We start from the raw sequence: 24,327 nt of genomic DNA, 5'->3' as shown, positions 1-24,327 counted from the left end.
TGGAGCCTCGCCCGAGGCTGAGTCCGGCAAGCCGGGACATTCGACCTGCGTTTCGCCCCGATCGGAGCCAGCGTCTCAATCTTTCGAGGAAATGGAAAGCGTCTGCGACGACGAAAGCGGGCTGTCGGCCCCCGTGTCCTGGCGCGTCTCGTCGAGATCATCGGCGATCCACGCCTTGCCCAGCTCCCATACGACGGCGAGCACGACAGGACCGACGAAGAGGCCGGCGACCCCGTGCGCCAGAACGCCGCCGATGACGCCGATGAAGATGACGGCCATCGGCGTCGAGAGCCCATGCGCAAGAAGGAATGGTTTCAATACGTTATCCATGTAATTAACGGTCGCCATGCATATCGTGAGGGCCAGCGCGGGTCCGGTCGTCATATGCGTCCAGGCCCAGAAGATCACCGGGGCGACAATGAGCAGCGGCCCTATCTGAACGATACCGAGCACGAGAATGGCGAGGGTCAGCAGACTTGCGCCAGGCACGCCGGCAAGCGACATGCCCAGGCCGCCGATCACCGCCTGCATCAGCGACAGGCCCATCACGCCGCGTGAGACGGCGTTGATCGTGTCGCCGGCGAGATTGACGAATTTGTCGCCATTGGTCGGGTCGATCCGGCGGGCGAGCGCCCTTATGCCGACCAGCAATTGCGGGCCCGAGGCGAGCAGGAATCCGGCGAGCGCCACCGACAGCAGGAATTTGAGAGTGCCCAGGCCGGCGTTTCGGGCCCCGGCGAGCAGATATTCGCCGACCGGCTTCAGTTGCGGAAGGATCTGCGCCAGGGCGCCATGGATGTTCGTCGACGCGAGCTCCCAATAGGAGAAGAGCCAGTCGCCGATCAGCGGCCAGTCCTTGACGGACTCGGGCGGCGGCGGAACCGACAGGTCGCCGTTCTCGAAGCCGGCGAGGACGCCCTTGAGCGGGTCGATGACGCCCACGCCCATCCATGTGACGGGGCCGATGATGAGAACAAGGCCCGCGATGGTCATCAGCGCCGCGGCGAGGATCGGCCGCCCGCCGAGCCAGCCGGAAACCTTTTCGAACACCGGATCGAAGGCGACGGCGAGCACCACGCTCCAGACGATCATCGCCGCGAAGGGCTGGATGATGATGAAGGTCCAATAGGCGAGAAAGCCGATAACGAAGAGCCGGATCGACAATTCGATGAACATGGCGTTGAAGCGCCGTTCGACGCCGTTGAAGCCAAACAGGCCGTTGGATTCCTCGTCCACGCGACAGATCCGTTCTGCTGGAGATTATTTCGGGCGATTCTAGCGGGCCGGCGCGCCGGCGTCACTCTCCGCGCGCGTTCCGGAAAGCGGCGACCGCCCTCGATTTCACGAGATCGCGAATGTTTCGCGACCAGCAGGTGGTGTCCAGCGCCTCGGCGATCGATTTTTCGTCCGCAAACCCGAGATCGGACAGGCGCCGTCGCATTTTCGTGGTCTCTTCGACGTCGCCGCGCGCCGCCGCCAGCGCCATTTCGACGATCAGCACGACGGCCGAGTCGGTGCGCGCCGCCGCGCGGCGCAGGCGCGGCCGGTCGGCGTATTCGCCGCGTCGCAGCGCGTCGACGGCGATGGCGACGGTGTCGAGCGGGGTAAGGTCGGGGGCGATGGCGCGGGCGCGTTCGATCAGCGCCGCGCCTTCGGCGTAATCCCCGGAGCCCAGGATAAAGCGGGAGCCGATGTCGGCCAGGGCGAGAGGATTGTTGGGAAAACGCTCGACGGTCTCGTGGGCGACCTGCCGGAAGCCGTCTATGTCGCCGGTGCAGATCGCGGCGCTGTATCGCGCGACTCTGGGAATGAATTCGGAACTGTCGAGTTCATAGGCGCGCGCGGCGGTCGCCGCCGCCTCGGCGCGCGCTTCCTCGCGGGACCGGTCGGCATAGCGGGCGTTGTGCGCGTCGAAGCTCAGGAGCGAGGCGATAGCGAGCGTGTTGGCGTCGACCGCGCCGCGAGCCTTGACCGCCTCGAGGCACCGCCAGGCCGGCCCGTAATCCTGCGATTTGAAGGTTTTCCAGTAGTGGAAGGCGCGCAGCTGGCAGGTGAGGGCCTCGTCGGAGAGTTTTTCGTTGCGCGTCCTCTGGGCCAGCGCGATATCGGCGACGATGCCGAAGGGATTGCCGACGTCCCGGCCGATATTTCTGACGAGGTCGCTCTGCATGGCCAGAACCTCGCCGGCGCGCAGGCTCAGTTCGTAACGGTTCGTCCAGCGCACGGCGCCTGTTCGGCCGTCGAGCAGAAGAACGGTCGCCTTCAGCTGGTCGCCAACCAGCCGCAGTGAGCCGCGCACCACGAAGTCGGGCGTGGCGATCGAGTCGCCGCCCGGCCCCGCTCCGTTTTCGTCGGTCAGCGGAATGACCGTCAGCCATTGATATTCGGATAGAATGTCGGCGAGATCGGCCTGCAGGCCGCCGCCGATATAGGATTGTCCCTCCCTGTCGGCGTGGAAGTCGAAAGGCGCGATGGCGACGACAGGGCCGCGCCGGGCAAGGGAGGCGGTCTGTCGGGGCGCCGGCCCGGCGGCGAATTTCCAGAAAACGGCGGCGAGGAGGCCGGCCGCTAACATGACCAGCGCTGCGAGCATGGCGTGGCGGCCGAACCGCCGCGTCGGCGGCATGGCCGCCTCCGGCGGGGGCGGCGGATCGATCTGCGCGCGCGTGAAAACGGGGCGGTATTGCCCCTTGGGGATCGAAATGACGACAGACGCATTCTTGCCGTCCGTCAGGTAATAGCGTTCGAGCGCCTGCCGCAGCCGGCCGATCTCCACTCGGACGATGCTGTCCTGCTGGGGATCGAAATCGTCGGGCCGGCCGAGCACTTCCGTCGCGATCGAATAGGCCTTGAGCCGCTCGCCGCGCCCCTCCAGCTCCTCCGTGACGAGATAGGAAAGGAGATTGCGCTGGCGGTCGCTCGCGCCCTCCAGCCCGGCGTCGCAGGCGCGGTGCAACTCCTCGAGAATCGAGAGCTTCAAGTCCTGCGCCGGGGTCGTCACGACACTGCTCAAACCAACGCTCTCCGAGGCCCCCCAATGGGGGCACGTCACCTGTTAACGCAGCGCACGTGCCTGAATCTGTGCGGTTTCGACGCCATTCTCAACGTCGTGGAAACGTTCCGTCCGGCGCCGCCGGCGCCACGACAAAAGGGGTTCAGAATGAAAATGCACTATGAAGGCGCGAGGGAAAACGTCAAGCTCGAGCAACTGCTGATCGAGGCGCATTACCTCGGCCTGTCGATGCGGCTGGTCGCGGGGGAGCGCAATTACCGTTACGCCTCGCTCACCGCCTTCGTGAGCTCCCTGCTCATCGGGTGGGCGCGATTCATCGGCGCAAGGCTGCAGGAGGGCGAATGCGTCTTCCCGCGCGACGGCGATCCGGAGGCTGCGCCGCGGCCGCGCGAGGGGCGGTAGGTCGGCTTTCGACAAGCTTTCCCCTTTTCGGCTAGGATGGAGCCTCGAAATCAACGAATCGGGCTCCATGACCATACGTCTGCATCAGGGCGACCTCCCCGCGGGTGTCGCGGTCGCCCCCATTGTCGCGATCGACACCGAAACCCTCGGCCTCAATCATCATCGCGACCGGCTTTGCGTCGTGCAGCTCTCCATCGGGGACGGCGACGCCGAACTGGTGCAGATCGCCAAGGGACAGACGCAGGCGGAGAATCTCGTAAAGCTCCTCGTCGATCCCAAGGTGCTGAAACTGTTTCATTTCGCCCGGTTCGACATGGGCATGCTGGCCAAGACCTTCGGCGTCATGCCGGCCCCGGTCTATTGCACCAAGATCGCCTCCAAACTCACCCGCACCTACACCGACCGGCATGGGCTGAAGGATCTGGCGCGGGAGCTGGCCGGGGTCGAAATCTCCAAGCAGCAGCAGTCGTCCGATTGGGGCGCCGCGACGCTCACCGACGCGCAGCAGGCCTACGCCGCCTCCGACGTGCTCTACCTGCACCAGCTCAAGGAGAAGCTCGACGCCATGCTCGCGCGCGAGGGCCGGACCGAACTCGCCCAGGCCTGCTTCGATTTCCTGCCGACGCGCACCCGGCTCGATCTCGCCGGCTGGCCCGAGTCGGATATTTTCTCGCATGAATGACGCCGCTCTTGGCGCCTCGAATTCGCCACCGGCTCGCCTCATGATGGCGCGATGACCGACGCCCAGCAGACCCAGATCGCCCGAGAACGCAGTCGCAGCCGACTGGGCGCGCTTGCGGCGCCGCGTGAGAGCGCCTTTCCCGAGGCGCTTCGCCACACTGCGCGGGTGACGCGCTTGCGGCGATGGATGCTCTGGGGAGCTGGCGGCGTGGTGGCGCTCGTGGGGCTCGGGCTTCTTATCGGCTCGCTGAGCTTCCTTCCCGTCGACCTGAATCTCGCGCGCGTCGCGCTCAAGGGCACGCGCATCGTCATCGAGACGCCGAAGCTCGTCGGCTATCGCAAGGATGGTCGTCCGTATGAAGTGCGCGCCCGCGTCGGCGTGCAGGACATCGCCAAGCCGGACATTTTCGAGCTCGAAGGGCTCGACGTGCGCGTCGAGAACACGCAGGACAACTCCATCGTGCTCACCGCCGAGAAAGGCGTCTACAGCACGAAGTCAGATTACGCCGATCTGTCGGGCGGCGTGACTATTCGCGACGACAAGAATTTCGACATGCGGCTCGACTCGGCGTCCATGGATTTCAAGAGCTCCGTGATGAAATCCGACAAGCCGGTGACTCTCAGGATCGATGGCGGCGAGGTTGTCGCAAAGTCAGTCGAATTCGTGCAGAAGGAGCGGCGCGCGACCTTCGTCGGCGACGTCCATTCCGTGCTTTACGGCGAGGGCGACGTCCCGCCGGATGGATTGCGCCCGGCCCAATGAAAAGAGCCATGATGCGTCACACCGCTTTCGCCGTTCTCGCGGCGTTTCTCCTCGCCGGCGTCGCGCCGGCTCAGGCCGCGGGCCGTTCGGGCGGCATATTGCCCGGCGCCACCGCGAAGGACCCGCTCAACATCGACGCCGGCAAGCTCGACTTCTTCGACAAGGAGCAGAAGCTCGTCTATTCCGGCAGCGTGATCGTGACGAATGGGCCCTCGACGCTGAAGGCCTCGAAGATCACCATTTTCCTCGAGAACAAGGGCGCCGCCGCCGCCGCGGGGGCGACCAGCAACGATCGCGTGAAGCACATCGACGCGGACGGGCCCGTGACGCTCGTCTCCAAAGATCAGATCGGCACAGGCGACCGCGCGAGCTACGACAAGGCCGAGAACAAGGTCTATCTCACCGGCAATGTCACGTTGACGCAAGGGGAGAACGTCGTGAAGGGCGAACGCCTCGTCTATGACGTGACGACCGCAATAGCGACGGTGCAGGGCGGCGGCGCGCAGGGCGGTCGCGTGCGAAGCACTTTCACGCCGGGCAGCGCGAAGCCGTAAACGGCTATTCCTGCGCGGAAGTATAGAGCTCGCTCAGCATGTGGCGGCGCTTGGCTTCGTAATAATAGCCGCCGGCGTAGAGCTGGATCGCGCGCGCCTCGTTCCCGCCCGAGAGCTTGTAGGCGTTGGCGAGATAGGGCACGGCGTAGGTGAGGTTCGTATCGGCGTCGAGCAGACCGCTCGCCGGCCCGTGATAGCCCATGCCTTTTGCCGTATCGTGGCGGATCTGCATCAGGCCCCAGTAGGGTCCATGGCGGGCTGCGGGATTGTAATTGCTCTCCCGACGGACCGACCGATGGATGAGCGATTCCGGAATGTCATATTTGCGCGCGAAATGCGCAATTCGCGCGTTCAGCGCGTCCTTGCCGGAAAGGCCCGTCTCGGAGCGCGGTTCGTCGACATAGGATTGCGGCGCCGAGGCCACCGGCGATTCGGTCGGCGCGCAGCCTCCGAGAGCGAGGGCGCCGAGAGTGGCGAGCGCGGCCGCGCAAGTTGCTGATTTCATGAACGCAGGATCCCCTCGATCGCGCCGCTGATCAATTCTGCCCAGTAAACCGCCACGGCGAAGTGGCGAAATAGTGGCAACAGGGCGCTCGCGTTGATCCGGCCCGCGGAAATCCTAGTTTTGCGGGCTCATGGCCCGAAGAGGGAATGCGCCATGGCGCGGAAGGCCGCAAAAGACCGGGACAAGAAGGCGGCCTATTGGTCAGGCGACGTAACGCGCCGCAGCAACGCCCTCAACCTCGAGGCGGGCGTCTTCACGCTCGATGACCCGCGGGAGATCGCCTTGTCGCTCAAGCGTTCGGCGGAAGAGAGCGAGCGCCGCAAATCGACGCCCTTCCGCTCCGCCATGTCGATGCTGACCTTCTACATCAACCGCGCAGGCAAAAATCTGCCCGATTCGCGCCGCCGCGTGCTCGAGCAGGCGAAGGCGGAACTGCGGCGGGCTTTCGAGCGGCCCGCTGTGGACAATAAAACTGTTGTTCCTGCGCAACAAAACTGAAAAAATGGTTTAATTCTCATAAGTTGGATTGCTCATTCGATTGTCATGATTTCTGGATTGTTTCATAAAGTAACAGTCGAGGTCGAAACCGGCCTGTCGGGGCGGTCGGGAAGCCAGACATTTTGCGTGGGGGCGCAAAGCGATGAAAAAGCTGACATTGTCTGAGCGTTCCGTTGCTGTCCCGTCCTGCGCGGGAACCGAATTCGCAGGCGATCTCCTGTCCCGCACAGCGCGGACGGCGACCGTCCGCCGTCCGTCCGTTTCGACGGCGCCCGTGGCGCGAAAGGAATCCGCGGAGCGCCGTTTTGCGACGAAACGGCCGGAGCCCGCTCCTTTCAAGCTCGGATACAGGAGCGAACTCGAGGGCGTTCGCGCGATCGCCGTCCTTTCCGTGATGGCGGTGCATGCGCATTGGATCGGCAGCGGCGCCGATCTGTCGAAGGCGACGCTCGATCTCTACCCGATGGGGTTCGCCGGCGGCCTGTTCGGCGTCGACGTCTTTTTCGTGCTGAGCGGCTTTCTGATCACCTCCCTTCTGCTTCAGGAGCACAGGACGTGGGGGCAGATCGACCTCAGGGCCTTCTATACGAGACGTATCATGCGTCTGTCGCCGGCGATGCTGATGATGCTCGGCGCCTGCTCGGTCTATTTGTTGTCGCGGGGCGGCTCGTCGGGGAGTTTCGATTGGTCCGCCGTGCTCTATGCTTCGTTCTATCTGTCCAATTTCGCGCTCATCTTCGGCGGATTCGCGTTGGGCATGCTCACGCCGACATGGACGCTTTCCGTCGAAGAGCAGTTCTATTCGATGTGGCCGCTGGCCATGACGCGACTGGCCGCCATTCCGCGACGGGCGACCGTGGTCAAAATATTGCTGACAGCGATCTTGGGCGCCTGGGCGCTTCGGATGCTGCTTCACGAGAGCGCCTACGCTTTCGGAGCCTGGTCGCTCGGCACCTCCGCGCTGTATCTGATCTTCGCGCGCGCGGACGGATTGCTGTGCGGCGCCCTCGTCGCCTTCGTCGCTCATTGGGGATGGCTGCCCGACGCCGCTCGTCACGGCGCGAAGCTGCAATTGCTCGGATGGTTCTGCGCGCTCACGATCGCGGCGCTGATCTGGTTCGGGCCGGGACCGCTGACGGACGGGCTGCCCAACGCCGTCGTTCTTTACAATTGCTACGCCTATCTGTCCGTGGCGACGGCCCTGCTCATCGTCGTTCTGCTGGTCGCGCCGCCGAAGGCGATGCTGACGCTGCTGCGCTGGCGCCCGCTGGCGTGGACCGGCAAGATTTCCTACGGGCTGTATCTCTACCACATGTTCATCTTCGTCATGATCCCCGTGGCGACGCTCGGGCAGGGACTGTCCTTCGTGCTCGCTTTCGCGCTGTCCTTCGCCGTAGCGGCAGTTTCCTATTTCGCCGTCGAAAAGCGTTTTCTCGATCTCAGGGGAACGCTCGGCCTTCCGCGGCTTGCCCGTCTTGCGCGCGCAATCCAGGGTGAGACGCCGGCGCCGCTTGCCGCTGCGGAGAGCGGTCTGGGCGGCGCACGCGGGTAATTCGCGCCCCCTGCGCATGGCGTCGAGGATCGTGCGCGGCCCGCGTCCCGATCGCCCCGGCGCTATTCGACAAAATAGGCGCGGAACGGACTGTCGCTGAAACAGTCCCGCAATTCGTCATAGTTCTCGAGCGCGTCGCGCTGCCCGCCGCTCCTCTGGCGCGAGAACCGGCTCTTCAGGGCGCAGGGTGAAAGATCGAGGAAACGCAGCGCCTCGTCGGCGCCTTCCTTCGTCGTGATGCGCTCATAAGTCATCGGCAAGTGCAGGAAGCCGGACAGCGCCGCCTCCACGCTTTTGTCGTTTGTGAGGTACGAATTTATGTAGTCCCTCATTTCATCGGGCGTCGCCGTGAAACGGACAATGTCATGGGCGCCGTGAAGAGAGGTCCATTTATTGTTCAATTGCGCCAGCCGCATCGAAATGAACTGGTCGAGCTTGTTCTCGCGCCACAGGCGAATGGCCCGATAGCCTTTCTCTGAAAGGAACTGCATGGTCGCGGGCGACATCTGCCCGACCGGCAATTTGAATCCCGAAACGCGTTTTCCCGAATTGTGGACCATGGCGTCGAGACGTTCGCCGACGGAACAGCCGGCGGGCATGATTGCCGGCGTCAATATTTCGCCCGCGCAGGCGGCGTCGGGGTGTGAGTCCAGCAGGCCGCGAAGATAGGACGATCCCGACCTGCCGACGAAAGCGATGAAGAAATACATTTGGCGCCCAGTTTCGTGACGGTTCTCCTGCGAATGACCGCCGCCTCACGACAAACGCGGGCTCCGCGCCGGCGGAGGGCGGAGCCGACGCTCCGCCCGCGCCGAGTCATCTCGTGAACTTCTTGTATTTCAGCCGGTGCGGAATGACCGAATCCACGCCCAGACGGCGCTTCTTGTCTTCCTCGTAATCGGCGAAGTTTCCTTCGAACCACTCGACATGCGAGTCGCCCTCATATGCGAGGATATGCGTCGCGATGCGGTCGAGGAAGAAGCGGTCGTGCGAGATGATGACGGCGCAGCCGGCGAAGTCGACGAGGGCTTCCTCCAGCGCGCGCAGCGTGTCGACGTCGAGATCGTTGGTCGGTTCGTCGAGCAGCAGGACGTTGGCGCCGCTCTTGAGCATCTTGGCGAGATGCACGCGGTTGCGTTCGCCGCCCGAGAGCTGACCGACCTTCTTCTGCTGGTCCGCGCCCTTGAAGTTGAAGGCCGAGCAATAGGCCCGCGAATTGATCTCGCGCTTGCCGAGATAGATCACCTCATTGCCTTCGGAAATCTCCTCCCAAACGGTCTTGTTGGCGTGCAGCGCGTCGCGCGACTGATCGACATAGCCGAGCTGCACGCTCTCGCCGATCTCGATCGTGCCATTGTCGGGCTTCTCCTGCCCGGTGATCATGCGGAAGAGCGTGGTCTTGCCGGCGCCGTTCGGGCCGATTACGCCCACGATGCCGCCCGGCGGCAGCTTGAAGGAGAGGTCGTCGATGAGCAGCTTGTCGCCAAACGCCTTCGAGATGTGCTCGAAGTCGATGACATTGGCGCCGAGGCGCTCCGCCACCGGAATGATGATCTGCGCGGTCGTCGGCGCCTTGTCGTTCTGCTTGGCGACGAGCTCCTCGTAACGCTGGATGCGGGCCTTGCTCTTGGCCTGACGGGCCTTGGGGCTGGCGGCGATCCACTCGCTTTCGGCTTCCAGCGCGCGCTGGCGGGCCTTGTCTTCCGAGGCTTCCTGCATGAGGCGCTTCTGCTTCTGCTTCAGCCAGCTCGTGTAATTGCCTTCATAGGGAATGCCGCGGCCGCGATCGAGCTCCAGAATCCAGCCGGTGACATTGTCGAGGAAGTAGCGGTCGTGGGTGACGATCAGGATCGCGCCCGGATAGTTGCGCAAATGGCCCTCGAGCCAGTTCACCGTCTCGGCGTCGAGATGGTTCGTCGGCTCGTCGAGCAGCAGCATCTCGGGCTGTTCGAGCAGAAGGCGGCACAGCGCCACGCGGCGGCGCTCGCCGCCCGAAAGCTTGGTCACGTCCGCGTCGTCCGGCGGACAGCCGAGCGCCTCCATGGCCTGGTCGACCTGGCTGTCGAGATCCCACAGGCCCTTGGCCTCGATCTCGTCCTGCAGCTTCGTCATCTCATCGGCGGTCTCGTCCGAATAATTCATGGCGAGATCGTTGTAGCGGTCGAGAATGGCCTTCTTTTCCGCCACGCCAAGCATGACGTTTTCGCGGACGTTGAGCGCGGGATCGAGCTGCGGCTCCTGCGGCAGATAGCCCACGCGCGCGCCTTCCGCGACGAAGCCGTCGCCGGTGAACTCCTTGTCGATGCCGGCCATGATGCGTAAGAGCGTGGATTTACCCGCGCCGTTGACGCCCAGCACGCCGATCTTCGCGTCCGGGTAGAAGGAGAGGTGGATGTTGTCCAGGACCTTCTTGCCGCCCGGATAGGTCTTGGTGAGGCCCTGCATGTGGTAGATGAACTGGCGCGCCATTCTGTTTCTCGGTGTTTGGAAAAGTTGGGCCCGTGTTTAGAGCATTTGCCGGCGCGGAGGGAAGCGGTTTCCTTTCGGACCCGGAGCGCGTAAACCGGGCGGCGTCGCGGATGGGCGCGGGGAACGACCAGTCATGAACGTGCTTCTCATCGGATCGGGCGGGCGCGAGCACGCCATGGCCAATGCGCTGGCCAAGAGCCCGCGCCTGCGGCGCCTTTTCATCGCGCCCGGCAATCCGGGGACGGCGCGGGTGGGAACGAATGTCGATCTCGACGCGTCCGACCATGGCGCAGTCGTGCGCTTCTGCCGGGAGGAGGGGATCGCCCTCGTCGTCGTGGGGCCGGAGCAGCCGCTGATCGGCGGTCTCGTCGACGCGCTCGACCGGGCGGAGATCCTCGCCTTCGGGCCGACGCGGGCGGCGGCGCAGCTCGAGGGCTCCAAGGGCTTCACCAAGGACATGTGTCGCGAGGCCCGCATCCCGACCGCCGCTTATGAGCGTTTCGACGACAAGGACAAGGCGCTCGCCTATCTGCGCGAAAAGGGCGCGCCGATCGTGGTGAAGGCCGACGGGCTCGCCGCCGGCAAGGGCGTGGTCGTGGCCATGACGCTGGACGAGGCCGAGCGGGCGGTTGCGGCGATGTTCGCCGGCGCCTTCGGCAAATCTGGCGCGGAAGTGGTGATCGAGGAATATCTCGAGGGCGAGGAAGCCTCCTTCTTCGCGATATGCGACGGCGTCCGCGCGCTGCCTTTCGCGACCGCGCAGGACCATAAGCGCGTCGGCGACGGCGATACGGGACCGAACACGGGCGGCATGGGCGCCTATTCGCCGGCGTCGGTCGTCACTCCCGAGATCGAGGCGCGCGTGATGCGCGAGATCATCGAGCCGACCATGGCCGCCATGTCGAGAATGGGCTCGCCTTTCAAGGGCGTCCTCTACGCCGGGCTGATGCTGACGAAGGACGGGCCGAAGCTCATCGAATACAACAACCGCTTCGGCGATCCGGAAGCGCAGGTGATCCTGCCGCGCTTCGAGGGCGATTTGCTCGATCTCATGATCGCCGCCGCCCGCGGCGCGCTGCCCGACGCGCGTCCGCGCTTTTCGACACAGGCGGCGCTCACCGTCGTTCTCGCGGCGAAGAACTATCCCGGCGCGCCGATGACGGGCTCCGAGATTCGTGGAGTCGAGCGCGCCGAGACCATGGCGAATGTCATCGTCACCCACGCCGGAACGCGCGAGGAAGGCGGCCGGCTCATCGCCGCAGGCGGGCGCGTGCTGAACGTCACAGCTCTTGCAGAAAATGTCGCGCAGGCTCAGGAACGCGCCTATGCGGCCGTCGACGCGATCGACTGGCCCGGCGGCTTTTGCCGGCGCGACATCGGCTGGCGGGAAGTCGCGCGGGAGCGCGCTCCGGGCGGTTCGCGACACTCTTAAAGCCTCTGCCGCGCCTTTCCTGACCTTCGGTAACAGGATGGAAAGGTCGGGCGCCTATAAAGACAATTGATTTGCTGCGTCCGGCCGCGCGCCGGTGACGCGGAGGCATGACGCCGCCAAATCGCGCTCCCAGCATGTCACATCCCCCGAGGGCCATCTCCCTGCGCCGTGGCGTTCGTCGCCGCGCGCGGCCCCTCGCCGCATTGGCGTCGCCGACATCCATGGAAAATGAATCATGAGACTCGATCTGGACAATCTGAAACTGAGTACGAAGACTCTCATTCCATTGGGCGGCGTCGCGGCGCTGTTTGCGCTCGTGCTCGGCCTCGGAATCTACCGGCTGCATACGATCAGCGGCGAATACGCCAATCTCATCGAGCGCTCGAACATCGCCGTCATCAAGGTGCTTCGCGCCAACAGGCTCGCTGCGCAGATTGCCTATTCGCTGCATGTTGTCGTCGATTTCCAGGCGGATAATCCCGTCTCGGTGACGGCGCAGGAAACGCTACGGACAGCGCCGAAGGCCGTGCAGGCTTACCTGAAAGAGGCGGACGAACTGATGCCTCAATATTCCAGGGAGCTGCGCGACTTCGCGGAGCGGGTCCGGGTGATTGCCGCTGAGTCGAAACAGCCCTTGTCGATCGCCTTGACGGTTCCGGGCGTTGATGCAGGAAGCAGGCTGACGCCGAACGAGCTCAATGAGCTCTCCAAGGCCGCCAAGCTGCTCGACCCGATCGACGTCAAGGTGCAGAAACTCGCCGCGGACATGACGGCGTTCAACGACAAGCGCCTTGCCGAAATCAATAAGATGAGCGCCGATTTGCACCACACGGCCGATCAGGCGATCTGGATCATGCTCGCCGCCGGGGCGGCCGCCCTCATCGGCGGCGTTGCGGCGTCATTGTGGATGACGAGGACGAAGGTCGTTCAGCCCATCATCAAACTGTCGGCGCAGATGAAGCGGATTGCAAAAAATGATCTGAAAATCGATATCGAAGGCGTGAATCGCGCCGACGAAGTCGGAGAAATGGCGCGCGCGCTGCAGACCTTCAAGCAGATCTGCCTCGATGTCCAGGCGGCGGACGTCCGCGCGGCCGAGGAGCGACGCCGAAACGAGGAAGAGCGTCGCGAGTCGGAAGCAAGACTCATCCAGAACGAGCGCAACGTCGTGGCGCAGTCGATTGGCGGCGGCCTTGCGCGCCTCTCCGAAAAGGATCTCACATTCCGCATGCCCGACGACCTGCCGGAGGCCTATCGGCGCCTGCAGGCCGATTTCAACGCCGCCATGGCGCAGCTCGAGAGCGCGCTGAGCGACGTCTCCACCGGCGCCAACACCATCGGCGCGGCGACGCTCGAAATCGCCGCCGCCGCCGACGATCTGTCCCAGCGCACAGAGCAGCAGGCCGCCAATCTCGAAGAGACGGTCGCCGCGTTGAAGGAAATCACCATCACCGTCGGCAAGACGGCCGAGGGCGCGCGCCACGCCAATGAGATCGTGTCCTCGACAAAGACCGACGCGGAGAAAAGCGGCGACATCGTGCGCCGCGCCGTCGACGCGATGAACCGCATCGAGAAGTCTTCGCAAAACATTGCGCAGATCATCGGCGTCATCGACGAGATCGCGTTTCAGACGAATCTTCTGGCGCTCAACGCCGGCGTCGAGGCGGCGCGCGCGGGAGAGGCGGGCAAGGGCTTCGCGGTCGTCGCCTCCGAAGTGCGCGGCCTCGCTCAGCGCTGCACCGAGGCGGCGAAGGAGATCAAGGGGCTCATCTCCACCTCGACCGGCGAAGTGGGCGAGGGCGTCACGCTCGTCGTCGAAACCGGCAAGGCGCTCGATCGGATCGTCGCCTCCGTCGTCGAGATCAATCACGTCGTATCCGACATTACCAACGGCGCGACGGAACAGTCGACGGCGCTGCAGCAGATCAACGCCGCCATCTCGCAGATGGATCACGATACGCAGAAGAATGCGGCGATGGTCGAGGAGACGACGGCGGCGACGCATAGTCTGAAGCGCGAGACGGAAGACCTCGTGTCCTCCATCGCGAGCTTCAGGATCGCGCAGGGCGCGAGCGCGAACAGCCGCGTCGAGAAGCGTCCGGCGCAGGTTGCGCGCCCGGCGTTGAAGACGATGGGCGGCCGCGCGGCGACGGCGCGCAAGCTCGAAACCGCCGCCGACGAGGAGAACTGGGCGGAGTTCTGAGTTCCGCCCAAATGAAAAAGAGCGGCGCGCGCCATGCCTTGCTCGCAGCGCGCGCCTTTTGCGTCACTTCTTGGCGCCGCGGGCGGCGCGTTTTGCAAGGGTGCGCAGACGCAGCGCGTTGAGCTTGATGAAGCCTTCCGCGTCGCGCTGGTCGTACGTCCCACCTTCCTCGAAGGTCACGAGATCCTGGTCGTAGAGCGACCACGGGCTCTCGCGGCCGACGAGCGTCGCGTTGCCCTTGTAGAGTTTCAGGCGCACGCTGCCGGTGACATGTTCCTGGCTCCTGTCGATCGCCGCCTGCAGCATCTCGCGTTCGGGCGAGAACCAGAAGCCGTTGTAGATCAGCTCGGCATAGCGCGGCATCAGCTCGTCCTTGAGATGCGCGGCGCCGCGGTCGAGCGTCAGGCTCTCGACGCCGCGATGCGCGACGAGCAGGATCGTGCCGCCGGGCGTCTCATACATGCCGCGCGACTTCATGCCGACGAAGCGGTTTTCGACGAGGTCGAGACGGCCGACGCCATGAGTGCGGCCGAGATCATTGAGCTTCGCGAGCAGCGCCGCCGGCGACAGCTTCACGCCGTCGATCGCTACAGGGTCGCCCTTCTCGAAGTCGATGGTGATGTATTGCGGCGCGTCCGGCGCATCCTCGGGATTGCCGGTGCGCGAATAGACGTAGTCGGGCGTCTCCTCGTTCGGGTCTTCCAGCACCTTGCCCTCGGAGGAGGTGTGCAAAAGATTGGCGTCGGTGGAGAAGGGCGCCTCGCCGCGCTTGTCCTTGGCGATCGGAATCTGGTTCGCCTCGGCAAAGGCGATGAGGTCGGCGCGCGAGACGAAATCCCATTCGCGCCAGGGCGCGATCACATTGATGTCGGGCTCCAGCGCATAATAGCCGAGCTCGAAGCGCACCTGATCGTTGCCCTTGCCGGTCGCGCCGTGGCAGACGGCGTCTGCGCCCATCTTGCGGGCGATCTCGATCTGCTTCTTGGCGATCAGGGGGCGGGCGATGGAGGTGCCCAGCAGATAGAGGCCCTCATATTGGGCGTTGGCGCGAAACATCGGGAAGACGTAGTCCCGCACGAATTCCTCGCGCAGATCCTCGATGAAGATGTTCTCGGGCTTCACGCCGAGCAGCAGCGCCTTCTCGCGCGCCGGCCCCAGCTCCTCGCCCTGGCCGAGGTCGGCGGTGAAGGTCACGACCTCCGCGCCATAGGTCGTCTGCAGCCATTTGAGAATGATGGAGGTGTCGAGACCGCCCGAATAGGCGAGGACGACTTTCTTGACGGTTTTCCTGCTCGTGTCTTGCTTGCTCATGTCTTGCCCGGGCCTGGCGCGCTTTCCGCTCGCACGGAATCATGCGAGCGACAAGAAATCGCGCGAAATCATAAAGTTGGAGCGCATTCTGACCGCAAAGGTCTGTCGGCTTTTGCGGAATGCGCTCTAGCGCTTGAGTCGGGGCCGTTATAACGGGGCGACGGCCCTGCGCAACTGCGGGAAAAAGGCGCGCGGCGGAAAATGGGCGCGTCGTCGCGACCGGGCGCGCCGGCGGTCATTAAAATAATTTCAATGCGCGCGCGCGACCATGGCGAAGCTGGAGCTTCGTTCATGTCGAGAATTGCAAGACTTGACGCCTTACGCGCCTATTGCGTCATTGGTGTTTTCCTTTTCCACGCGCATTTGTTCGATAACGGCTGGATCGGCGTGCAGGTGTTTTTCGTCCTTTCCGGCTTTCTGATTACCGGTATTCTTGTCGATTACAAAAACAGAATGTCGGCTGGAGATTTTTTTATCAATTTCTACGCCCGTCGCACCTTGAGAATATTCCCGCCCTATTATTTCTTTCTCTGCGTCTTCGCGGTTCTTGCGGCGACCAGCCTGGTTCCGGGTCGTGAAATCGGCGCCCGATATTTGGCCGAGCTTCCGTATCTCGCTTCCTACACGGAGAATATACGCGCGCTTGCGGGCGATTACGTGAATTCGGATTATTATTCCCATTTGTGGACGCTCTCCGTCGAGGAGCAGTTCTATCTCGTCTGGCCGCTGGCGCTGTGGCTGACCCCGGCCGCAAGGCTGACGCGGCTCTGCCTCGGCGCCGTCGTCGCCGCCATCGCCTTTCGCACGGGGTTGACCGGCTATGCGCTGCTCGTCGCTCAGGACGACAATCTGTTCCAGATCGCTGTCCCGCGGGCGCCGCTCAGCAATGTCGACGCCTTCGCGACCGGAGCGCTTGCGCTGATCGCGCAGCGCGAGAAGAGCGACATTTTCCAGCGCGCGATCAGGTTTTCCTTCGCCGCCGCCTTCGGCGCGACGGCTGTCGTCCTGGCGCTCGCGTTGTGCAAGGCGTCGGCGCGCGGCGCCCTGTTCGCGCTCACGCAGGATCAGGTGACGCAGGCCGCCATGTATGTATGGGGGCTGATGTTCCTCAATATCAGCGCCGCGAGACTCATCGACGCGCTGTCTCTGCCCGGAGACGCGGCGTCATCGACAGCGCTACGACTCTTCGACGGCCGGGCGCTGCAATATCTGGGGATGATTTCTTACGGCTTCTACATCTACCACGATCCGATGCTCGCCCTCGCACAGAATGTGACGAGCGGGTCGCGGGCGGCGGGCGCCTATCCGCTCGTCGCCTTCGCAATGACTTTCGCGGCGGCGCATCTCAGCTACCGATATGTCGAAACGCCTTTCCTCGTCTTAAAGGACAGGCTGCCGCGGCGCATCGGCGTCGCCGGACTCCATCAGCGCTGACAGCGCCGGCGCGATGGCCGGAGATTCGTCGCGCAGAAAACGCAGAAGGCGCCTTTCCGCGTGCGAGATCACGCCGTCGCGGCGCAGCCGGGCGATGAGCCAGTCGGCTTCGCCAGCGTCGATGACTTCCGCTTTGGCGGTCGCCTCGGCGTCGGCGGCGTTTTGCGCGGCGTCGGGATCGACGTCGTCCGGGATGCGGCTGAAATCGAGCATCGACGAGAAGAAGCCGCCAATGCCCGGCGCCGGCGCGTCGAGCCAGTTTTCGATTCGCTTCGCCTCGGCGGCCGTGGAGGTCCAGCGGAAGGCGACGCCCATCAGATAATTGCCGATCGCCTGCGCAAAGAACTCGTCGAAAGCGGGATCGTTATCGGCGTCTATCGTTGCGTCGGCGATGCGAAACAGCGCCTCAGCCGACTCACGCGTGACATGCAGCGCGCTGTCCTGCGTCGCGGCGTAGACGACGGTGCGCAGCGCTTCGAGATCGTCGGGCGTGACGCGGCCGGCGCCAGAGACGATGGCGCGCTCGATTTGCGTTACCCCGAAAGCGGCAAGCGACGGCGGGACGGAAACCGCGCTGCGGATCACGCGCGTCAGCACGTCGAGCGCGAGAAGACCGGGAACGCCGCCCTCGGTCGTAAGCTGCGCGACCAGCCAGTCGGCGTCGGCCTGCCGGATGTATTTCGGTGGATCGACTTCATTCACCAAGACGTCGGTCGCCACTTCGGCGAGCAGGTCGGCGAAGGCCTCGGAGGTGGGGCCTTGCGCGCGGCTCATGTCGAGCAGGCGGCTGAGATCCGTCTTTATCGCCGCCCCCTTGCCGTAGATGTCGCGCCGGAGCGTCATTGCAGTCTGGTCGTCGAGCGGCATAAGTCTTCCCCATTATTGATGGATCGGAAAAGTCGCGTACAATCTTGCGGCGAAAGCTTTACCGTCTATGAAACCCGGATATGCGGGGAGGAAGCCGTGAGTCGGAAAACGCGCCGAATAGTGAATCTCGCCTTGATCCTCGCCGCGGTCGGGGCGGGAACGCCCGTCGTGCACGCCGCCGACGAGCGCGTCTGGACGCTCTCCGGCGTCGAGGAGAAGAAGCCTGACAGCATCTACCTCGGCTATGGCGTGCCGGAGACCGACGACAGTTTTGGCGGTTTCTCCTGCAAGCCGGGAAGCGGCGAGGTGAAACTCTGGATCAGCGAGACGAGCGAAAAGTTGAAGCCCGGGAAAAGCGCGACCGCGATCCTCTCCGTGGACGAGACGAGGGCGAAGGTCGCCGGAAAGCTCATGCCCAATGAGGAGGCTGGCGTGCCGAGTTTCGAAGGGCGCCTGCCGGCCAATGATCCGATTTTCGCGGCGCTTGCTGGCGGAGAGACGCTCGCGGTCGCCGTCGGCCCGTCGAAGCAGACGGCGCCCCTGAAGGGCGCCGCCGAGAAGTTCAGGCGGTTCGCGGAGAAATGCGCGAAGCCCTGATCAGTCGAAAGCCAGCTGCGCCGTCGTGATCGCGCGGTCGAACCAGGCGGCCGGCTCGTAGCAATAGCCATTGGTCGCCACCGGCGCTTCCTGGCAGCGCGGCGCGGCGTCCGTCCACCGGAAGCCGGCTGCGTTCATGCAGGCGACGATGTGGCGGCCGATCACGCCCGTTTTGCCGCCGCGAGCGTCGGGATGCGCGCTCTCGCCTTCGAGTTCGCATGTCGAGGCGCGCGCCATCTGGCCCTTGAGGAAGGCCGTATTGCTGCTGCCGGTGAAATGCACGCCGATCCCGGCGACGAACATGGCGCCGGCCAGCGCAAAGACGGTTCCCTGCGCGAGCTTCGAGCGCGTCTGCATCAGCACGAGATTGCTGCGCATGAACCCGACGCCGCCGGCGACGATCATGACGACGCCCAGCGCGAAGGCGACGATCATGATAAAGGCGGACAGTTCTGCGGTCATGAGTTTTTCTCCATGAGTTCTCGTTCGCGAGAAGTCGAGGCAACGACTTCCTGCGAGATGGCCAAGTAGTATTTTATGGATGACAGCGTTTATTGTTTCAGGCCGAAGCGATATGGCCTGATCTTTGTCGGATATTTCCAGACGTGAGCCCGAGCGTCTGTGACTTTGTCTTTCTCGAAAGATTTTTTTCAGCTATCGGCGACGCGTCTCTCGCGAGGCCCGCGCCGGCCTCGTTTTTCGCGTCCCGCCCCGCTACAATAGTTTCATGACCAGCCATTCGACGCAGGACGCCGCGCTGCAGGCGAAGATCGCGAGCCTCACGCCGGCGCGCCGCCGCGCGCTCGACATTCTTACCCAGGCCAATCGGCCGGTCGGCGCCTATGAGATGATCGACCTCATGGCCGACGCCGACGGCAAGCGCCCCGCGCCCGTGTCTGTCTATCGCGCGCTCGCGTTTCTGCTCGACAATGGGCTCGCGCACCGCCTCGAATCGAAGAACGCCTTCGTCGTCTGTGGTCATTCGCACGGCGCCGAGGAGCCGGTCGTGTTTCTCATCTGCGAACAATGCGGAGAGGTGAAGGAGGCGACCTCGACGGGTCTTGCGCGCGAGCTTTCAGCGCTGACCGGCGAGGCCGGCTTCAAGGCGCGCACCCGCGTCGTCGAGATCGCCGGGCGCTGCGCGCGTTGCGCGGGCGGCTGACATGAGCGGCGCCCCCGCCTCCGTCCCAACGCGCGTTCGCCCGTCGGCGGCTCCATTGCGCGCGTTGCTCGTCATTGTCTTCACGCTCTTCGCCGCGCTCGCCTTCGCCGCGCCGAATTACCCGGAACTCAGCGGCCGCATTGTCGATCAGGCGGGGATTCTTCAGGCGTCCACGCGGGCGGGGCTCGAGTCGAAACTCAGGGATCTCGAGGACAAGTCCGGCATCCAGCTCGTCGTCGCTTCGCTCAAATCGCTCGACGGTTACGACATCGAGACCTACGCCAACGGCCTTTTCCGCTATTGGAAACTCGGCGAGGCCAAGAAAAATAACGGCGTCCTGTTTCTCGTCGCGCCCAATGAGCGCAAGATGCGCATCGAGGTGGGCTATGGGCTGGAGGGCGCGCTCACCGACGCGCTCTCCAAGGTCATTCTGACGAGCGCCGTCGCGCCCCGCTTCAAGGCGGGCGATTACAATGGCGGCGTCGAACGCGGCGTCGAGGGGATTATCGAAGTCCTGAGCGGCGACTCGGCGGAATGGGTGAAGAAGGTTCCGCCCCAGCCGACGTTGTTCGATCAGCTGTTTCCGCTGCTGATCTTCGCCCTGTTCATTTTCATCTTCATCTATATGGCGCGAAATGCGGGCGGGCGGCCGACTCATTACCGCCGCTACCGGCGCGGCGGACCGCCGATCATCATCATTCCGCCCGGCGGCGATACATGGGGCGGCGACAATTTCGGCGGCGGCTCCTGGGGAGGCGGCGGCGGTTTCGGCGACGGCGGCGGCTTTTCCGGCGGCGGCGGCTCGTCGGGCGGCGGCGGCGCATCGGGGGATTGGTGATGCAGTTCACGACCGCCGACTATGAGCGCATCGCAGAGGCGATCCGGGAGGCCGAAAAGGAAACCTCGGGCGAGATCGTCTGCGCCCTCGCGCGGCGCTCCTCCGACTACGCCTATGCGCCGCCGCTCTGGGCGGCCTTCATTGCGCTTGTCGCGCCCTGGCCGATGGCGGTCTTCACCGATCTTTCGACGAAGACGATCTACGCCGCGCAGATCGCAATCTTCATATTTTCGGCGGCGATCATCTCCTGGCCGCCGCTGCGTTTCGCGCTGACGCCGCGCCTCGTGAAGCGCACGCGCGCGCAGCGCGCCGCGATCGAGCAATTCCACCTGCTCGGCGTCGCGGGAACGAAGGGGCGCACCGGCGTGCTGATCTTCGTCTCCTTCGCCGAACATTATGCGCGCATCGTCGCCGATGACGGTCTTGCGGGCAAAATCTCCAATGAGGAGTGGCAGAGCGCGCTAGACCCCTTGCTCGCCTGCATGCGCGAAGGGCGCTGCGCCGGCGGTTTTGTCGCCGCTATCCGGGAATGTGCGCGGCTGCTCGCCCGCTGCGCGCCGCCGGGCGCGGGCGAGAACGAATTGCCCGACAAAATTCACGTCATGTGACCGAACTGCCTTCAAGAAACCCTGATCTTGCATAATTTAGCGGGTGTGCGTTCGACATCCTGGACTCGCGATGCGCAAAGCGCTTTTCGCCATCATCGCCGCTCTTCTGGTCTCCGTTGGCGGCGCGGCGGCGGCCCTCTATTTTTATACCCGGCCGACGGTGCTGCGCGTCGCCGTCCCGCAGGGCGCCGAGGATTTCCGCCTGCTGTCGGCGACGGCCCATGTCTTCGCCCGGCAGCGCGAACAGTTTCGCCTTCATCTCGTGCCCGTTCAGGACTCCGCCGCCGCGCTCGATTCCGGAACGACCGAGCTTGCGGTCGTTCACGCCGACGATGCGCTGTCGCCGGCCACGCAGGCGCTGGTCATTCTTCATCGCGACACCGCGTTGCTCGTCGCGCCGGGCGGTTCGAGGCTGAAGAAAGTCGCGGATCTGCGCGGCAAGCGCGTCGGCTTGATCGTGGAGGCGGGCGCGCCGGAGCGCAGCGCACGGATTTTCGAGCGCATTCTCGCGCAGTCCGACGTGCCTATGAAAGCCGTGAAGCTGACGACGGTTTCGCCCGCCGAGATCAGAATGGCGCTGAAGGAGAAGCGCGTCGACGCCTTCTTCACGGTGGCGCCCATGCAGAGCGCCGTCGCGCATGACGCCGTCGCGGCCATCGCCGCGGCGAATCTCAAGGCGCCCGTCTTCATCCCCATCAGCGAGGCGAAGGCCATCGCCAATCACACGCCCGCGCTGGAGCCGACGGAGGTGATGCAGGGCGCCTTCGGCGGCGATCCGCCGCGCCCGGCCGAAAATATCGAGAGCTCGAGCGTCAGCGTCCTCCTCGCCGCGCGCCGCGAGCTTCCCAACGACTGGGCGGGGGAAGTGACGCGGCTCTTTTTCGCCGGCCGCGCCGCTATCGCGGTGGCGGCGCCCCTCGCCAACGCCATGGAGGCGCCTTCGACCGAAAAGAGCGCCGTGGTTCCGGCGCATGCGGGGACGGCCGAATTTCTCAAAGACGAATCCGAGAGCTTTTTCGACAAATATGGCGACTTTTTCTATATCGGCGCGATGCTGCTCTCGCTCGTCGGCTCGGGCGCGGCGGCGCTGGCGAGCCGGTTCAACACGAGCGTCCACCGCCACACCGAGCAGCTCGCCGAGCAATTGCTCGAAATCCTGCAGGCGGCGCGCAACGCCGCGACCGTCGCCGAACTCGACGAATATGAGCGCACGGTGGACGATGTTCTCGCCCATGCGCTCGCCGACCGCAGCCTTCGCAGCGCCGAGGCGCCGGGGCTGCATGTGGTTTCGCTGGCGCTGGATCAGGCCCGCCGCGCCATCCGCGAGCGCCGCCGGGTTCTGGCCAAGGAGGGGAAGGTGGTGAGCTTCCCGGCTCATCAGCTGCCGCGCGCCTGATCCATTTTCACCCCGACCGGCTGCCGGCGCGCCCCTTTTCCGCGGGCCCGCCGGGCCGGACGGGCGATTCTTGTTCCAAATTCCCGCGCTTTGGGATAAGAGACGCTGCATCGCAACATAAGCCGCGCCTCCGTCTTCCTCCGAAGCTTCGCCCCGACCGGGCGCGACAGGAAGCGTTCGCGGCTGTTTTCATTGAAGGCCGGCCGGTTACATGCAGCTGCGCAACATCGCCATCATCGCCCACGTCGACCACGGCAAGACCACGCTCGTCGACAGGCTCCTCCAGCAGTCGGGCGCCTTCCGCGAAAACCAGCGCGTCGCCGAACGCGTCATGGATTCGAACGATCTCGAAAAGGAGCGCGGCATCACCATCATGGCCAAGGCGACCTCGATCGCCTGGAAGGATGTCCGCATCAACATCGTCGACACGCCCGGCCACGCCGACTTCGGCGGCGAGGTGGAGCGCATCCTCTCCATGGTCGACGGCGCCATCGTGCTCGTCGACGCCGCCGAAGGCCCGATGCCGCAGACGAAATTCGTCGTCGGCAAGGCGCTGAAGATCGGCCTCAAGCCCATCGTCTGCGTCAACAAGGTCGACAAGCCGGACGCGCGCGTTTCCGAGGTCGTCAACGAGGTTTTCGACCTCTTCGCCGCGCTCGACGCGACCGACGAGCAGCTCGACTTCCCGATCATCTACGGCTCGGCCAAGCAGGGCTGGATGGCCGAGGAGCCGGAGGGGCCGCAGGACGGCATGGCGCCTCTGTTCGATCTCGTCGTGAGGCATGTGCCGCCGCCGAAGGTCGAGGAGGGCGGGTTCCGCATGCTCGGCACGCTGCTCGAAGCCAATCCCTATCTCGGCCGCATCATCACGGGCCGCGTTTTCTCCGGCTCGGTGAAGCCGAACCAGCCGGTGAAGGTGCTGGACCGCACCGGCAAGGTGGTCGAGCAGGGCCGCGTCTCCAAGATTCTCGCCTTCCGCGGCATCGAGCGCCAGCCGATCGAGGAGGCGGAGGCCGGCGACATCGTCGCCATCGCGGGCCTCGAAAAATTCAACGTCGCCGACACGCTTGCCGCGCTCGACGTGAACGAGCCGCTGCAGGCGCAGCCGATCGATCCGCCGACCCTGTCCATGACCTTCCTCGTCAACGACAGCCCGCTCGCGGGCACGGAGGGCGACAAGGTGACGAGCCGCATGATCCGCGCGCGGCTCTACAAGGAAGCCGAGGGCAATGTCGCGCTGCGCGTCGAGGACTCGCCTCAGGGCGACGCCTATATCGTCTCCGGCCGCGGCGAATTGCAGCTCGGCATCCTGATCGAGAACATGCGCCGCGAGGGCTTCGAGCTCGGCGTCTCGCGTCCGCAGGTGGTGTTCAAGAAGGGCGAGGACGGCGAAATTCTCGAACCGATCGAGGAAGTCGTCATCGACGTCGACGAGGAGCATTCGGGCGTCGTCGTGCAGAAGATGGCCGAGCGCAAGGCCGAGATGATCGAGATGCGCCCCTCCGGCGGCGGGCGCCTGCGCCTCGTTTTCTACGCCCCGACCCGCGGCCTCATCGGCTATCAGGGCGAGCTTCTGACCGACACGCGCGGCACGGCGATCATGAACCGCCTGTTCCACGAATATGCCCCGCATCGCGGCGAGATTCAGGGCCGCCGCAACGGCGTGCTGATCTCCAACGATCAGGGCGAGGCGGTCGCCTACGCCATGTGGAAGCTCGAGGATCGCGGCCCGATGATGATCGAGCCGGGCTGCAAGGTCTATCGCGGCATGATCGTCGGCGAGCACACGCGAGACAATGATCTCGAAATCAACGTGCTGAAGGGCAAGCAGCTCACCAACATCCGCACGCAGTCGAAGGACGAGGCCGTGCGCCTGACGCCGCCGATCCAGATGACGCTCGAAAAGGCGCTGGCCTATATCGAGGATGACGAGCGCGTGGAAGTGACGCCGAAGTCGATCCGCCTGCGCAAGGTCTATCTCGACCCGAACGACCGCAAGAAGTTCGGCAAGAAGGCCGGCGCGCTGGTGGAGTAAGCGGGGA

23 protein-coding genes are annotated in these 24,327 nt (G+C 64.6%); 15 read left to right on the top strand and 8 right to left on the bottom strand.

Annotation, left to right across the window (positions count from 1 at the left end; translation table 11 throughout):
• Positions 1 to 75: 75 nt before the first annotated feature.
• Positions 76 to 1,236 carry an AI-2E family transporter gene (locus tag LG047_RS06535; protein ID WP_227966007.1) on the bottom strand — a complete coding sequence of 387 codons (1,161 nt, stop codon included), beginning with the start codon at positions 1,234 to 1,236 and terminating at the stop codon, positions 76 to 78.
• 61 nt (positions 1,237 to 1,297) lie between these two features.
• The gene (locus LG047_RS06530) at positions 1,298 to 3,013 is read right to left on the bottom strand and encodes a hypothetical protein (protein ID WP_227966006.1); all 1,716 of its coding nucleotides are present in this window, start codon (positions 3,011 to 3,013) and stop codon (positions 1,298 to 1,300) included.
• Positions 3,014 to 3,160: 147 nt separating this feature from the next.
• Here LG047_RS06530 and LG047_RS06525 point away from each other — a divergent pair, with 147 nt between their 5' ends.
• The 4 genes from LG047_RS06525 to lptA all read left to right on the top strand — a co-directional run bounded on the left by LG047_RS06525 (position 3,161) and on the right by lptA (position 5,413).
• Positions 3,161 to 3,415, top strand: coding sequence for a hypothetical protein (locus LG047_RS06525; protein ID WP_144259737.1), 255 nt, complete (start codon positions 3,161 to 3,163; stop codon positions 3,413 to 3,415).
• 67 nt (positions 3,416 to 3,482) lie between these two features.
• The gene (locus tag LG047_RS06520; RefSeq protein WP_227966005.1) at positions 3,483 to 4,097 is read left to right on the top strand and encodes a ribonuclease D; all 615 of its coding nucleotides are present in this window, start codon (positions 3,483 to 3,485) and stop codon (positions 4,095 to 4,097) included.
• Between the two features lie 51 nt (positions 4,098 to 4,148).
• Positions 4,149 to 4,859, top strand: a complete 711-nt coding sequence (lptC, locus tag LG047_RS06515; RefSeq protein ID WP_036285808.1) for an LPS export ABC transporter periplasmic protein LptC — start codon at positions 4,149 to 4,151, stop codon at positions 4,857 to 4,859.
• An 8-nt stretch (positions 4,860 to 4,867) separates the two neighbouring features.
• On the top strand, positions 4,868 to 5,413 hold the full coding sequence (lptA, locus tag LG047_RS06510; RefSeq protein WP_227966004.1) for a lipopolysaccharide transport periplasmic protein LptA: 546 nt from the start codon (positions 4,868 to 4,870) through the stop codon (positions 5,411 to 5,413).
• A gap of 4 nt (positions 5,414 to 5,417) precedes the next feature.
• On the opposite strand, the gene LG047_RS06505 is transcribed toward lptA, so the two are convergent.
• Positions 5,418 to 5,918 carry a lytic transglycosylase domain-containing protein gene (locus LG047_RS06505; RefSeq protein ID WP_227966003.1) on the bottom strand — a complete coding sequence of 167 codons (501 nt, stop codon included), beginning with the start codon at positions 5,916 to 5,918 and terminating at the stop codon, positions 5,418 to 5,420.
• A 153-nt stretch (positions 5,919 to 6,071) separates the two neighbouring features.
• Here LG047_RS06505 and LG047_RS06500 point away from each other — a divergent pair, with 153 nt between their 5' ends.
• Both LG047_RS06500 and LG047_RS06495 read left to right on the top strand, forming a co-directional pair.
• Entirely contained in the window at positions 6,072 to 6,416 is a 345-nt protein-coding gene (locus tag LG047_RS06500) for a DUF3175 domain-containing protein (protein WP_227966002.1), read from the top strand.
• A gap of 274 nt (positions 6,417 to 6,690) precedes the next feature.
• Positions 6,691 to 7,968: an acyltransferase gene (locus tag LG047_RS06495; protein WP_227966001.1), complete on the top strand. Its 1,278-nt coding sequence runs from the start codon at positions 6,691 to 6,693 to the stop codon at positions 7,966 to 7,968.
• Positions 7,969 to 8,030: 62 nt separating this feature from the next.
• Here LG047_RS06495 and LG047_RS06490 read toward each other — a convergent pair whose 3' ends face one another.
• On the bottom strand, positions 8,031 to 8,678 hold the full coding sequence (locus tag LG047_RS06490; protein WP_036285818.1) for a hypothetical protein: 648 nt from the start codon (positions 8,676 to 8,678) through the stop codon (positions 8,031 to 8,033).
• 106 nt (positions 8,679 to 8,784) lie between these two features.
• A complete protein-coding gene (gene ettA / locus LG047_RS06485; RefSeq protein WP_036285820.1) occupies positions 8,785 to 10,437 on the bottom strand; it encodes an energy-dependent translational throttle protein EttA in 1,653 nt (550 codons plus the stop codon).
• A gap of 133 nt (positions 10,438 to 10,570) precedes the next feature.
• On the opposite strand from ettA, the gene purD reads away from it, so the two are divergent.
• Both purD and LG047_RS06475 read left to right on the top strand, forming a co-directional pair.
• Positions 10,571 to 11,869, top strand: coding sequence for a phosphoribosylamine--glycine ligase (purD, locus tag LG047_RS06480; protein ID WP_227966000.1), 1,299 nt, complete (start codon positions 10,571 to 10,573; stop codon positions 11,867 to 11,869).
• 235 nt (positions 11,870 to 12,104) lie between these two features.
• The gene (locus LG047_RS06475) at positions 12,105 to 14,072 is read left to right on the top strand and encodes a methyl-accepting chemotaxis protein (protein ID WP_227965999.1); all 1,968 of its coding nucleotides are present in this window, start codon (positions 12,105 to 12,107) and stop codon (positions 14,070 to 14,072) included.
• 63 nt (positions 14,073 to 14,135) lie between these two features.
• Here the strand turns inward: LG047_RS06475 and LG047_RS06470 are convergent, their stop codons facing one another.
• On the bottom strand, positions 14,136 to 15,383 hold the full coding sequence (locus tag LG047_RS06470) for an argininosuccinate synthase (protein ID WP_227965998.1): 1,248 nt from the start codon (positions 15,381 to 15,383) through the stop codon (positions 14,136 to 14,138).
• 291 nt (positions 15,384 to 15,674) lie between these two features.
• On the opposite strand from LG047_RS06470, the gene LG047_RS06465 reads away from it, so the two are divergent.
• A complete protein-coding gene (locus LG047_RS06465; RefSeq protein WP_227965997.1) occupies positions 15,675 to 16,817 on the top strand; it encodes an acyltransferase in 1,143 nt (380 codons plus the stop codon).
• On the opposite strand, the gene LG047_RS06460 is transcribed toward LG047_RS06465, so the two are convergent.
• On the bottom strand, positions 16,764 to 17,684 hold the full coding sequence (locus tag LG047_RS06460; protein WP_227965996.1) for a hypothetical protein: 921 nt from the start codon (positions 17,682 to 17,684) through the stop codon (positions 16,764 to 16,766). The genes LG047_RS06465 and LG047_RS06460 overlap by 54 nt on opposite strands.
• Before the next feature lie 96 nt (positions 17,685 to 17,780).
• On the opposite strand from LG047_RS06460, the gene LG047_RS06455 reads away from it, so the two are divergent.
• A complete protein-coding gene (locus LG047_RS06455) occupies positions 17,781 to 18,281 on the top strand; it encodes a hypothetical protein (protein ID WP_227965995.1) in 501 nt (166 codons plus the stop codon).
• On the opposite strand, the gene LG047_RS06450 is transcribed toward LG047_RS06455, so the two are convergent.
• The gene (locus LG047_RS06450; protein ID WP_036285834.1) at positions 18,282 to 18,743 is read right to left on the bottom strand and encodes a hypothetical protein; all 462 of its coding nucleotides are present in this window, start codon (positions 18,741 to 18,743) and stop codon (positions 18,282 to 18,284) included.
• A 265-nt stretch (positions 18,744 to 19,008) separates the two neighbouring features.
• On the opposite strand from LG047_RS06450, the gene LG047_RS06445 reads away from it, so the two are divergent.
• The 5 genes from LG047_RS06445 to typA all read left to right on the top strand — a co-directional run bounded on the left by LG047_RS06445 (position 19,009) and on the right by typA (position 24,320).
• Positions 19,009 to 19,443: a Fur family transcriptional regulator gene (locus tag LG047_RS06445; RefSeq protein ID WP_036285836.1), complete on the top strand. Its 435-nt coding sequence runs from the start codon at positions 19,009 to 19,011 to the stop codon at positions 19,441 to 19,443.
• 1 nt (position 19,444) lies between these two features.
• A complete protein-coding gene (locus tag LG047_RS06440) occupies positions 19,445 to 20,281 on the top strand; it encodes a YgcG family protein (RefSeq protein ID WP_227965994.1) in 837 nt (278 codons plus the stop codon).
• Positions 20,281 to 20,889: a TPM domain-containing protein gene (locus LG047_RS06435; protein ID WP_227965993.1), complete on the top strand. Its 609-nt coding sequence runs from the start codon at positions 20,281 to 20,283 to the stop codon at positions 20,887 to 20,889. Before LG047_RS06440 ends, LG047_RS06435 begins: the two co-directional genes overlap by 1 nt.
• Before the next feature lie 70 nt (positions 20,890 to 20,959).
• Positions 20,960 to 22,285, top strand: a complete 1,326-nt coding sequence (locus LG047_RS06430; protein ID WP_227965992.1) for a TAXI family TRAP transporter solute-binding subunit — start codon at positions 20,960 to 20,962, stop codon at positions 22,283 to 22,285.
• A gap of 211 nt (positions 22,286 to 22,496) precedes the next feature.
• On the top strand, positions 22,497 to 24,320 hold the full coding sequence (gene typA, locus LG047_RS06425; RefSeq protein WP_227965991.1) for a translational GTPase TypA: 1,824 nt from the start codon (positions 22,497 to 22,499) through the stop codon (positions 24,318 to 24,320).
• The last annotated feature ends 7 nt before the right edge of the window (positions 24,321 to 24,327 follow it).

Origin of the sequence: Methylocystis sp. WRRC1 (assembly GCF_020733155.1) — a bacterium.
Lineage (GTDB): Bacteria > Pseudomonadota > Alphaproteobacteria > Rhizobiales > Beijerinckiaceae > Methylocystis.
This window is presented reverse-complemented; position numbering and strand designations above follow the sequence as displayed.